Source organism: Rhodococcus sp. T7 (assembly GCF_009872365.1).
GTDB lineage: Bacteria > Actinomycetota > Actinomycetes > Mycobacteriales > Mycobacteriaceae > Rhodococcus_F.
The window spans coordinates 1-11,612 of the sequence record NZ_WXYH01000071.1; the positions used below are offsets into that span (position 1 = coordinate 1).

Genomic DNA, 11,612 nt, shown 5'->3' on the forward strand with positions numbered 1-11,612 from the left:
CTATATTGGCTAGCGCCCCGTGAGTACTTGTTAACCGCGGGCGGTTAACAAGTACTCACGGCTCGGGTTATCCACAACCTTCCGTTCATCCACAGGCGAGTTGAAATCGGCCCTTTTCGGGTGTGTCCTGTCGGCCTGCGTGCGCACCGTCGCGTCCATGACACCTGCGACGATCGACTTCAAGCCCGAGTTCCAAACAGTCCTCGACCACCAGCACGGCCTCGTCACGGCCCGCCAATTGCGCGGGCTCGGGATCTCGACCCGGCAGATTCAGCACATGGTGGAGTCCGGCCAGTGGTCGGCGGTGCTGCACGGCGTCTACGCCGTCACCAACGGACCCCTCGACCGGCCGATGATGCTGTGGGCGGCGCTGCTGTTCGGTGGTCCCCGCGCGATTCTCAGCCACCGGACAGCGGCCGAGGAGTGGTCGCTGGTGCCCGTCGACCCCGAGGGGCGGATTGACGTCACCGTCCCCTACGGATTGTCGGCCGAGCCCCAGGGACCGACGTATCGCAAGGTCGGACGGCGATCCGACCGTCTGGTTCCGCGCGAGGGTGATCTTCTCCACCCGGGGGTCGTGGTGCATCGGTCCCGGGCGCACGCCCACATCCTCGTTCCGACGCTCCTGCCACGAACGTCCCTGGCCGACACCGTCGTCGACCTGGCTGTCGAGGAGCCGTCGGCGCGAGGAGCGGCGCGGGTCCTCGTCGCGGCGGTCACCGGCAGCAGTGCGTCGGTCCACACGCTCCTTCGACGGATCGAGCAGCGTCCGCCACGCAGATACCGCAAGGCGCTGACCGACGCGCTGACGTTCGTCTCCAGCGGCGTCCAGTCGATGCTGGAACACCGGTACGCCGTCGACGTCGAACTCGCCCACGGACTGCCGGCCGCCCGGCGACAGTCGCCTGTGCTCGTCGACGGGAAAACCCTGTACGAGGACGTGGACTACTCGGACAGCGGGGTTCCGCTCCTCGTGCGTTTGGACGGACTGCGGTACCACTCGTCGCGGTCGGTGGCTCTGCGCGACCGGCGTCGCGGCAACGCGGCAGAACTCGCGGGGAAGGCGACGCTGGTGTACGGATGGGAGGAGGTGACGCGACGCTCGTGTGAGGTCGCGGACGAGGTGCGCACGGTCCTCGAGCGGGGCGGTTGGAGTGGGTCGAACCCGTGCCCCCACTGCCGTGAGTACTTGTTAACCGCCGGCGGTTAATAAGTACTCACGGGCGCTAAGCGCACAACGGCCCCCGAGCCTTCCGGTGCGTGTGCACCGGTCCCGATCTGGACCAGACCGGGGGCTCGGGGGCCGGGTAGCTGCCTGGGATTCGCTCGCCGCTCGCGCGGTCAGTGAATTCCGTCAGCGGTAGCGGCTAGCTGGCAGCCACCTCACGTGTCCGTCTGTCATTCAATTTCAGACCACCTCCTTCCTCGTGTACTCAAGAACGTACGCCGCACTCACGGAGTCGGCAACGCATTTTCGCTCTCAGCTTTCTCCACCCGTATCACCAGGTCAGCGCTGGTATCCTGCGGAAGCTGGTGGGTGACCACCACGACGGTGCGCTGCGCAGACACCAGTCCGCCGTCGCGTGCGAGCAGTCTCCGCAGCAGGTCGGCGCCCGCATCCGCGTCGAGGTGTTCGGTCGGTTCGTCCAGCAACAGCACCCGGTCCGGCGACAGCAGCGCCCTGGCGAGGAGCAGCCTGCGACGCTGCCCGCCGGACACCGCCCTGGCACCGCCGGCGAGGGTGGTGTGCACTCCCTCCGGAAGCCCCGCCACCCATCCCCCGAGCCCGACGGACTCCAGTACGGTCACCGCCTCCGCGGCATCCAGGTCGCCGCGCGCGACCCGCAGATTCTCGAGCACCGACGTGTCGAAGAGGTGCGCGTCCTCCGCGAAGAACCCGACGTTCCGGCGCAGCGCCTCGGACTTGATGCGGTGGAGGTCGACGCCGTCGATCCGGACCGTCCCCGAGACAGGGGGCAGCAACCCGGCGAGGGTCATCAGAGTGGTCGTCTTCCCGGACCCGCTGCCCCCGACGATCGCGACGCGAGCACCCGGCCGCAGGTCGAGGTCGAGCGCGGCGGTGACCTGCCCTCCGGGCCAGCCGCACCGCAGGTCCTTCGCGACCACCTCCGCCGGTCCGTCGAGGTCCCGGTCGCCGGGGTGCGGATCCGCGACGGCGGCGTCGAGTACGGCGAGGATGCGACGGGACGCAATGCGGGCGCGGGTCAGCGCGACCGCTGCGGCGGGCAGTGCCGCCGTGGCCTCGAACGCGGACAACGGCAGGAGCACGAGGATGCCCATCGCCATCGGGCTCATGGTCCCCGACGAGTACAGGTCCATGCCGATGAGCAGCGACGCGATCACGCTCACCCCCATTGCCAGCGGGGTGGCGGCGTCCGCGAACGCGCTGGGTGCGGCGGCGCGGTCGGTAGCCGAGACCGCGGCGTGCTCGGCGTCGACGGCCCGCGACACGGCGCGGTCGAGGCGACCTGCGACGCGCAGTTCCGCGGCGTGATCGAGGGCGGTGACGGCCTCCTCGCTGAACCGGGCGCGCGCCTCCGCTCCGGACGTCTCGGCGAGGCGGGCGGCCCGCGCGGACAACCAGGGCGCCGCGACCCCCGACACCGCGAGCGCCACTGCGAGTACGAGCGCCGCGGCCGGCGAGATCACCACGAGGATGCCGACGGCGGCCACAGCCAGGACGACGGCCACGGCGATCGGGACGAGCGCGCGGACGACGACGTCACCGAGCGTATCGACGTCGGCCCCGGTGCGGGCGAGGAGTTCGCCGCGGCGCAGTCCGGCGGCGGCCGCGGGGTCTCCGTCGGCGAGCCGCTGGTACAGCCGGGTGCGGGCGGACGTGGTGCCGCGCAGCGCGGTGTCGTGGGTGGCCAGCCGCTCGAGGTAGCGGAAGACGCCGCGGGAGATGCCGAGGGCCCGCACGGCCACGACGGCAATGCTGAGGTCGAGGACGGGCGGCATCTGCCATGCCCTCGTGATCAACCAGGCCGACAGCGCCGCCAGCGCGAGGGCGCTGCCCAGGGTGGCGACTCCGGCGGCGACGGCCTGCGCGACCCGTCCCGGTTTCAGGTCGAGGAGCGGCAGCGCCCGGAGTAACGGGTCACGCGACATCGGCGCTCACCTCGATCACCCGGTCGGCGGCCGCGAGCACGGTCGGGCGATGCCCCACCACCACGACCGTCCGGCCCGCGGCGGCCAGGCCGCGCAGGGAATCGAGCACGGTCCGCTCCGATGCGTCGTCGAGGTGTGCGGTGGGTTCGTCGAGCACCAGGACCGGACGCCGGGTGGCCAGCACCCGGGTCAGGGCGAGCCGCTGCCGCTGTCCGAGCGACAGTCCCGTTCCCCCGGATCCGACGCGCGTGCTCCAACCGTCGGGGAGTTCGGCGAGGACCTCGTCGAAACCCGTCGCCGCGCAGGCCTGTTCGAGGTCGACGACGTCGCCGAGAAGCCGGAGGTTCTCGCCCAACGTGCCGGGAACGAGGACGGGGTGCTGCGGCAGCCACGCCACCTGCGCCCACCACGCGGACCGGTCGAGCGAATTCACGGGGACGCCCGCCACCCGCACCTGCCCGCCGTCGGGTTCGACGAGACCGAGGAGTGCGTGCACCGCAGTCGATTTCCCGGCACCGTTGGGTCCCGTCAGCACGGTCACCGCGCCGGGTTCGACGGTCCCGGACAGTCCGTGCGGCGCCAGACCACGTCGCGACGCGACGTCCACGTCGTCGAACTCGAGGCGCGCCCCGGTGGCGTCCACCGCGATTGCGCTGTCGGCGTTCACCGCGGTTGCACTGTCGGCGCCCACCACGACCGCACCGTCGGCATCGATGACGGCGAAGGCCCTGCTCGCGGCGGCCATTCCGTCCTCGGCGGCGTGGAACTGGGTGCCGACCATCCGCAGTGGGAGGTACACCTCGGGGGCGAGGATCAGTGCGACGATTCCCGCCTCGAGTCCCATGCCCCCGTAGACCAGTCGCAGTCCGATGCTCACGGCGACGAGCGCGACGCACAGGGTGGCCAGCAGTTCCAGCACCATCGACGACAGGAACGCCACCCGCAGTGCTGACATCGTGGTGCGGCGGTGCGCGTCGCCGAGTTCGCGCACCCGCGTCGCAGGCCCCTGTTCGCGGCCGAGTGCGCGGAGGGTGGGCAGGCCGGCCAGCAGGTCGAGCAGTTGCGAGGACAGTGTGGTCATCGCGGTCAGCGTCTTGGCCGCCTTGCCCCGGGTGAGCAGGCCGATGAGGATCATGAAGACCGGGATGAGCGGCAGCGTGACGAAGATGATGGCCGCCGACGTCAGATCCTGAAATGCGATGACCGCCAACGTCGCCGGCGTGAGTGTGCCCGCGAGGACGAGGGCGGGGAGGTACCCGGTGAGGTACGGCACGAGTCCGTCGACGCCGCGGGTGAGCACGGTCGCGATCTCGTCCCGCCGCGGGTCGAGTGCTCGCGGCCGCAGCCGGGTGGCGACACCGAGCACCTCGCCCTTCAGTTCCGCCACGACCCGGGACGCGGACCGGTGCGCGAACCGGGACTGCGTCCAGGTACCGAGGACCCGGATCCCCACCGCGGCCGCGAGGACCGTCAATTCGGTGGACCACCGCCCGAGGTCGGTGGCGTCGTCGACGATGACGCCACCGAGCACCCGGCCGATCATGAGCGCCGACACGATGACCATCGCGACATTGACGATCGACAGTCCGACCGTGAGGACGAGATACCCGCGGGCCGCCGCCGAATACCGCCACAGGCGGGGATCGACGGGGCGCCGGGAACCGCGCTCCCCGGCGGGGCGGGGTGCGTCGCCGACCGCTGTGCTCATCTGCGCTCGAGCGGGAGACCGATCGACGGCGGGATGTGCTTGGTCGAGATCCGTTGACGGAACACCCAGTACGTCCAGCCCTGGTAGATGAGCACCACCGGAGTGAGGAACGCGGCGGCCCACGTCATCACCTTCAGCGTGTACGGACTCGACGACGCGTTGTCGATGGTGAGGCTGTACGCGGCGTCCAGGGTGGACGGCATGACGTTGGGGAACAGCGAACCGAACAGCAGGGCAACGGTGGCGATCACCGCGATCGAGGTGAGCGCGAACGCCCAGCCCTCACGTTCGGCGCGGGTGAGCGCGACCACCCCGAGGAGTGCGGCGGCGGCGATCGCGACGAGGATCCACGTCCAGCCCTTGCCGTGCGCCAACTGCGTCCACAGCACGAACGCGCCTGCCACCGGAACGGCCGGGATCGCCAGCCGCGACGCCAGTTCGACGGCGTCCGTGCGGACCTCGTCGGCCGTCTTGAGGGCGAGGAACACCGCGCCGTGCAGGGCGAACACGAGCGCCGTCGTCAGACCGCCCAGCAGCGCATACGGATTGAGCAGATCGAGGAGGTTGGACGTGACCTGCTTGTCGGCGTCGATGTCGACGCCGCGCACGATGTTCGCGAACGCGACACCCCACAGCACGGCAGGCACCCAGGACCCGAAGACGATGCCCCAGTCGCAGCGTCGGCGCCAGGTGTCGTCGTCGATCTTGCCGCGGTACTCGATGGCGCAGATCCGGACGATCAAGGCGACGAGGATGATCAGCAGCGGCAGATAGAAACCGGAGAACAAGGTGGCGTACCACTCGGGGAACGCCGCGAACAACGCGCCGCCGCCGGTGATCAGCCACACCTCGTTGCCGTCCCACACGGGGCCGATCGTGTTGAGCACCACCCGCCGTCGCGTGTCCCCGTGGGGATCCTTGCGCCTGCCGAGCACCGGCATCAGCATGCCGACACCGAAATCGAATCCCTCGAGGACGAAGTACCCGATGAAGAGCACCGCGATCAGGATGAACCACACTTCTTGAAGTCCCATGACCGTCTCCCCTAGTACGCGAACGAGAGTTGCTCGGGCTTGCCCGGTTCTTCGGGCTCATCGTGGTCGTCACCCGGTGGATGCGCGTCGTGTTCGAGCGGTCCCTCCACCGTGTAGCGGCGGATCAGCGTGAACCACACGACCGCCAGCGACCCGTAGACGACGGTGAACGTGATGAGCGAGACCCAGACGGTCCACGGGGAGTGATTCGAGACGCCTTGGTCGACAGTGAGTCTGATCATGTCGACCCCGGTCGGGTTGGGTGCCACGACCCACGGTTGGCGGCCCATCTCGGTGAACACCCAGCCCGCGCTGTTCCCGAGGAACGGCGTCGGGATGACGAGGATGGACAGCCAGCCGTACCACTTCTTGTCCGGGACGCGGCCGCCGCGGGTCATCCAGAGGCCGACGACGGCGAGCAGCGCCGATCCGGCGGCCCAGCCGATCATCGCGCGGAACGTCCAGTAGGTGACGAACAGGTTGGGCTTGTAGTTGCCGGGCCCGTACATCTCTTCGTAGCGGGCCTGGATCTCGGTGACGCCCTCGACGGTGGAGTCGAAGTTGCCGTCCGCGAGGAACGAGGTGAGCCCGGGGATCTTGATGAGCTGGGTGATGCTGTCGCAGTTGTTCTGGGTGCCGACGGTGAGGATCGAGAAGTCGGCGCCGGTTTCGGTGTGGCACAGCGATTCGGCCGACGCCATCTTCATGGGCTGCTGTTCGAACATCAGCTTGCCCTGGATGTCGCCGGTGATCGCGAGTCCGACACCGGCGGCGACCATCACCCACAGCGCGAGGATCGTGACCGGACGGAACATCGTCCTGGCGGTCTCCTCGTGCTTCTTCGCGACCTCCGGTTCGGTGGCTTCCTTCGACTTGCGCATGCTGCGCACCATCCACCAGCCGCCGACGCCGGCCACGAACGTGCCCGCCGTGAGGAACGCTCCGGCGACGACGTGCGGGAAGGCCGCGAGCGCGGTGTTGTTGGTGAGCAGTTCCCAGATGCTGGTGAGTTCCGCGCGCCCGGTCTCGGGGTTGTAGACGGCCCCCACCGGGTGCTGCATGAACGAGTTCGCGGTGATGATGAAGTACGCGGACGCGTTGACACCGATCGCGACGAGCCAGATGGTGGCCAGGTGGACGAGCTTGGGCAGCCTGCCCCAGCCGAAGATCCAGAGTCCGAGGAACGTCGACTCGAGGAAGAACGCCACCAATCCCTCGAGGGCGAGGGGCGCGCCGAACACGTCGCCGACGAAGCGCGAGTACTCACTCCAGTTCATGCCGAACTGGAACTCCTGCACGATGCCGGTGGCGACGCCGAGCGCGAAGTTGATCAGGAAGAGTTTCCCGAAGAACTTGGTGAGCCGATACCAGTGGTCCTTTCCGGTGACCACCCACATCGTCTGCATGACGGCGATCAGCGGGGCGAGCCCGATCGTCAGCGGTACGAGGATGAAGTGATAGACGGTGGTTATGCCGAACTGCCACCGGGAGACATCCAAGGCATCCATGGCTACTCCGAAACTGGGCCCGTAGGACAGGCTTCAGGGCCGGAGCGTGGGCTTCCGCCCGACCCTTGAAAACAACGTACTGCGGGGTCGTTTCCCCCGCAGGACTTTGCTACTACGAAATGTAGTAGACCTGTCAAGCCTCCGCGGACTCGGCTCCCGACGTCTCGACCGCGAGGCCGACCAGCTCCACGATCTCGTCGGCGAGGGGCGCGTCCGGCAGGGCGAGGCCGTCGATCTTGCGCACCCGCGCGGCCATGGTGATGCTGGAGATGAGCCAAACACCTTCCGCCGTAATGAGATCCGCGGGACGCAGCGCCGCGTACTCGCAGCGGAACCCCTTGCCGGACGCCACCTCGTAGAGGGCCTGCTGCGTCGTGCCCGGCAGAATTCCGTGCTCCGGCGGCGGCGTGAGGAGCGTCTTCTCGCGGGCGATGACCACCGTGGAACGTGGCCCTTCCAACACATTGCCCTCACTACTGACGAAGATCACATCGTCGGCGCCGAACGTGGCCGCGTACCGCAGGGCGGCCATGTTCGTGGCATATGACAAGGTCTTCGCCCCGAGCAGCTGCCACGGCGCGCTCGCCGACAGATCCACCGAATAGCCCCGGGCCAGTGTGAGTACCGACACCCCGTCTCGGCGCGCGTCCAGGATCCGGTCGGCGACCGGCCCGACGGTGACGAAGGCGGTCGCGTCGCCACCGGACTCCCGGCCACGGCTGAGCACGAGGCGCATCGCACCCTCCCGCTCGGACCCCCACTCCTCGACGGCCAATTCCAGCGCCAGCCGCCAGTCGTCCAGGTCCTGCACCGGCAGACCGAGGGCCCGCGCCGACGCCACCAGTCGAGTGAGGTGCGGCTCCACCTTCAGTGCGCGACCGCCGCGCACCAACAGCGTCTCGAAGACACCGTCGCCGCGCACCACCGCCAGATCGTCCGCGTGCAGCAGCGGAGCATCCGCGTCGCGCACCTCGTGGTCCAGTGTCACCAGCACTCGATCAGACATGAGACCCAGCCTATCGACCCTGCTGACCGCCACCCGGGGTCCTTGGTCCCTAGACTGGGTTCGTGGTCGACAAACTGCCCGTCTCACCCAGTCCACTCGTCACGGCCCCGGGCGCGGTCCCTGCGCCCGAAGGCTCCCCCGACGCCGGCGTCGCCTGGCATCACGGCGATCCGCTCGGCGAACAACGCAGCGCCGAGCGTTCCGCGGTGGTCGTCGACCGATCCCACCGGTTCGTCATCGCGATCAGCGGACCCGAACGTCTCACCTGGCTGCACACCATCTCCAGCCAGCACGTCGCCGCACTCCCCGACGGCTCGAGCGCCGAGAACCTCAGCCTCGACGTCAACGGCCGCGTCGAACACCACTTCGTCCAGACCGACCTCGACGGCGTCACCTGGATCGACACCGAAGCCGACCGCGGACCCGACCTTCTCTCGTTCCTCACCAAGATGGTGTTCTGGTCCAAGGCCGAGCCCCGCGACGGCAACGAACTCGCCGTCCTCAGCGTGATCGGGCCCGACGCCGCCGCCGTCCTCGACGCCGCCGGGGTCGCCGTGCCCGCCGAGCCGTACGCCGCGGTCGCGGTGGCCGGGGGCGGATTCGTCCGCCGCATGCCGTGGCCGACCGCCGACTCCTTCGACCTGCTGGTCCCGCGGGAAGGACTCGCGACGTGGTGGGGCCGGCTCACCGCCGCAGGCGCCGCTCCCGCGGGAACGTGGGCGTTCGAGGCACTGCGGGTGGCCGCCGTGCGTCCCCGGATCGGGCTCGACACCGACGACCGCACCATCCCGCACGAGGTCCGCTGGATCGGCGGTCCCGCCGAGTACGGCGCCGTCCACCTCGAGAAGGGCTGCTACCGCGGTCAGGAGACCGTCGCCCGCGTCCACAACCTCGGCAAGCCACCGCGACACCTGGTCCTGCTGCACCTCGACGGCAGCGCCGAGGGCAGGCCGGAACCGGGCGACCCGGTGACGGCGGGCGGCCGCGCGGTCGGACGGATCGGCACGGTGATCGACCATCACGAACTCGGCCCCATCGCGCTGGCCCTCGTCAAACGGTCCATCCCCACCGACACCGAACTGGTGACCGGACCGTGCGCCGCGTCCATCGACCCCGACTCCGTGCCCGTCGACGACGCGGTCCAGGCCGGCCGCGCCGCCGTCGACCGGCTCCGCGGCCGGTGACCGGGGAGACCGCGGCGGCCGGCGAGGTGCTGGCCGTCTGCGTGCTGCACGCCGAACGCGACAGCGGCACCCGGCGGGTGACCCGCACGGCGATCGACAAGCGGCCCGTCGACGGCCCGGTGTCCGTCACGACCACCGGACTGGCCGGTGACCGCGTCTGCGACACCGAATACCACGGCGGGCCGTTCAAGGCCGTCTACGCGTACCAGGAGGACGAGGCGCGGCGCTGGGCGTCGGAACTCGGCCGCGAACTGCCCCCGGGATGGTTCGGCGAGAACCTCCGGCTGGACGGCATCGCCGCCAGCGACGCCGTGATCGGCGAACGCTGGCGGATCGGCACCACCGAACTGGAGGTGGCCGGCCCGCGGACGCCGTGCGGCACGTTCGGTGTGTGGGCCGCCGAGCCGAGGTGGGTCAAGCGGTTCTCCGAACGCGGCGACACGGGTGCGTACCTGCGGGTGGTGACCGAGGGGTCGATCACCGCAGGCGACGCCGTCCACCGCCTCCACGTGCCCGGCCACGGCGTCACCGTGCGCGATCTGTTCACCGGCCGCGACCCGGAACGGTTCGTGGCACTGCTCGAACAGCAGGAGAACCTCGCTCCGACCGTCGCGGACAAGGCCCGCCGACGGATCGCCGGACTGGAAGTGCAGGTCACGTATTGAGCATCGAACTGGTCGAGGTCGTCCGCTCCGGATTCCGTGAGTGCGTCCACCGTGGTTCCGCGGTCATCCTCAGCGCGGACGGCGAGATCTCGCTCGCGCTCGGCGAGGTGCACACGCCGATCTACCCCCGGTCGTCGAACAAGCCGTGGCAGGCCGTGACGATGCTGCGGAACGGCTTCGAGCCGTCCAGTTCCGAAGAGCTCGCGATCGCGACCGCATCCCACGAGGGCGAGGCGGATCACGTCGAACTCGTCGAGCGGCTCCTCGACCGGTACGGCCTCGACGAGGACCAGCTCCGCTGCCCCGCGGATCTGCCCTCCAACGAGCTCGCGCGGGCCGAACTGCTGGCCGCCGGGGAACTCCCCCGCCCGGTGTACATGAACTGCTCGGGCAAGCACGCGGCGATGCTGGCCACCTGTCTGACCGCCGACTGGCCGCTGGACAGCTACCTGGAGCCGACACACCCCTTGCAACTCGCCGTGGTCGAGACGCTCGGCTCGATCAGCGGCGACGTCGACGCCGAACTCGGCATCGACGGATGCGGGCTGCCGATCGTCCCGCTGTCGCTGACGCACCTGGCGCGGGCGTTCGCGCGGCTCGTCACCGCCGAACCCGGCTCCCCCGAACTCGCCGTCGCCGACGCCGTCCGCGAGCACCCGTATCTCGTCTCGGGCACCGGCAAGGACGACGCGCGGCTGATGCCGGTCGTTGCCGGGCTGCTGACGAAGGCCGGCGCCGACGGGGTCTACGCGGGCGCGCTCCCCGACGGCTCGGCGTTCGCGTTCAAGATCGACGACGGTCACGAACGGGCCCGGTTGCCCCTCGCCGCAGCACTTCTCCACCGGATGGGCGCCGAGTGGACCGAGGACCTGGCGGCCCTCGCATCGCAGCCCGTGCTCGGCGGCGGCGTCCGAGTGGGGACGGTCCGGGCAATTCCGGGCGTCTTCTGAAGCAGAAATACCGGCATCGGGGCAGTTCGCGACCTCGATGAGACTAAACAGACACCGCTTCGGGGTGTGGATGGAAGCGCGAGGGACTTTTCCACGCTAGAGTGTGGGGCAGGAACTTACACACTCAAACGGGGCCGCCAAATTCCCCAGGCCGCCCCGCGAAAGCGCGAGGGGGTCAGCCATGGGCCGCGGCCGGGCTAAGGCAAAGCAGACCAAGGTTGCACGCGAGCTGAAGTACAGCGTACCGACCACGGATTTTGACAGCCTGCAAAGAGAGCTCTCAGGTGGGTCGTCCAACTCGCATCGGGACGAGGTCTTCGCTGACCAGCGTGCCGACAGGGAGGGTCACTCCCGGGAGGACGACGACGACTGGCGGCGCTGAGATCTGAAGACACAGAAATGAGGGGGAGCCGGTATCGGCTCCC

General features: G+C 69.5%; 10 protein-coding genes. 5 read left to right on the top strand and 5 right to left on the bottom strand.

The genetic code is table 11. From position 1 onward, the window contains the following. Positions 1-100 precede the first annotated feature (100 nt). Positions 101-1,210 (top strand): type IV toxin-antitoxin system AbiEi family antitoxin domain-containing protein, encoded by a 1,110-nt coding sequence (locus MLGJGCBP_RS09705; protein WP_160095123.1) that lies wholly within the window; start codon positions 101-103, stop codon positions 1,208-1,210. A 242-nt stretch (positions 1,211-1,452) separates the two neighbouring features. On the opposite strand, the gene cydC is transcribed toward MLGJGCBP_RS09705, so the two are convergent. The 5 genes from cydC to MLGJGCBP_RS09730 all read right to left on the bottom strand — a co-directional run bounded on the left by cydC (position 1,453) and on the right by MLGJGCBP_RS09730 (position 8,388). Then, positions 1,453-3,132 carry a thiol reductant ABC exporter subunit CydC gene (gene cydC, locus MLGJGCBP_RS09710; protein ID WP_160095125.1) on the bottom strand — a complete coding sequence of 560 codons (1,680 nt, stop codon included), beginning with the start codon at positions 3,130-3,132 and terminating at the stop codon, positions 1,453-1,455. Continuing rightward, a complete protein-coding gene (cydD, locus tag MLGJGCBP_RS09715; protein ID WP_160095127.1) occupies positions 3,122-4,840 on the bottom strand; it encodes a thiol reductant ABC exporter subunit CydD in 1,719 nt (572 codons plus the stop codon). Before cydD ends, cydC begins: the two co-directional genes overlap by 11 nt. Then, positions 4,837-5,874 carry a cytochrome d ubiquinol oxidase subunit II gene (gene cydB / locus MLGJGCBP_RS09720; protein ID WP_087557696.1) on the bottom strand — a complete coding sequence of 346 codons (1,038 nt, stop codon included), beginning with the start codon at positions 5,872-5,874 and terminating at the stop codon, positions 4,837-4,839. The genes cydD and cydB overlap by 4 nt, the downstream gene beginning before the upstream one ends. Before the next feature lie 11 nt (positions 5,875-5,885). Continuing rightward, on the bottom strand, positions 5,886-7,382 hold the full coding sequence (locus MLGJGCBP_RS09725) for a cytochrome ubiquinol oxidase subunit I (RefSeq protein ID WP_087557697.1): 1,497 nt from the start codon (positions 7,380-7,382) through the stop codon (positions 5,886-5,888). A gap of 133 nt (positions 7,383-7,515) precedes the next feature. Then, on the bottom strand, positions 7,516-8,388 hold the full coding sequence (locus MLGJGCBP_RS09730) for an aminodeoxychorismate lyase (protein ID WP_087557698.1): 873 nt from the start codon (positions 8,386-8,388) through the stop codon (positions 7,516-7,518). Between the two features lie 62 nt (positions 8,389-8,450). Between MLGJGCBP_RS09730 and ygfZ the strand changes: the two genes are divergently transcribed. From ygfZ to MLGJGCBP_RS09750, 4 genes are all read left to right on the top strand, one after another. Further along, positions 8,451-9,572 carry a CAF17-like 4Fe-4S cluster assembly/insertion protein YgfZ gene (gene ygfZ / locus MLGJGCBP_RS09735; protein ID WP_160095129.1) on the top strand — a complete coding sequence of 374 codons (1,122 nt, stop codon included), beginning with the start codon at positions 8,451-8,453 and terminating at the stop codon, positions 9,570-9,572. Next, the gene (locus MLGJGCBP_RS09740) at positions 9,569-10,237 is read left to right on the top strand and encodes an MOSC domain-containing protein (RefSeq protein WP_160095131.1); all 669 of its coding nucleotides are present in this window, start codon (positions 9,569-9,571) and stop codon (positions 10,235-10,237) included. Before ygfZ ends, MLGJGCBP_RS09740 begins: the two co-directional genes overlap by 4 nt. Beyond that, positions 10,234-11,187: an asparaginase gene (locus MLGJGCBP_RS09745; RefSeq protein WP_160095133.1), complete on the top strand. Its 954-nt coding sequence runs from the start codon at positions 10,234-10,236 to the stop codon at positions 11,185-11,187. The genes MLGJGCBP_RS09740 and MLGJGCBP_RS09745 overlap by 4 nt, the downstream gene beginning before the upstream one ends. Positions 11,188-11,368: 181 nt before the next feature. After that, positions 11,369-11,569, top strand: coding sequence for a DUF3073 domain-containing protein (locus tag MLGJGCBP_RS09750; protein WP_005244376.1), 201 nt, complete (start codon positions 11,369-11,371; stop codon positions 11,567-11,569). Positions 11,570-11,612: the final 43 nt, after the last annotated feature.

Bases quoted from the DNA above. Each gene is read 5' to 3' on its own strand.
- cydC (WP_160095125.1), bottom strand. From the start codon at position 3,132: ATGTCGCGTGACCCGTTACTCCGGGCGCTGCCGCTCCTCGACCTGAAA.
- cydD (WP_160095127.1), bottom strand. From the start codon at position 4,840: ATGAGCACAGCGGTCGGCGACGCACCCCGCCCCGCCGGGGAGCGCGGT.
- cydB (WP_087557696.1), bottom strand. From the start codon at position 5,874: ATGGGACTTCAAGAAGTGTGGTTCATCCTGATCGCGGTGCTCTTCATC.
- MLGJGCBP_RS09725 (WP_087557697.1), bottom strand. From the start codon at position 7,382: ATGGATGCCTTGGATGTCTCCCGGTGGCAGTTCGGCATAACCACCGTC.
- MLGJGCBP_RS09730 (WP_087557698.1), bottom strand. From the start codon at position 8,388: ATGTCTGATCGAGTGCTGGTGACACTGGACCACGAGGTGCGCGACGCG.
- MLGJGCBP_RS09750 (WP_005244376.1), top strand. From the start codon at position 11,369: ATGGGCCGCGGCCGGGCTAAGGCAAAGCAGACCAAGGTTGCACGCGAG.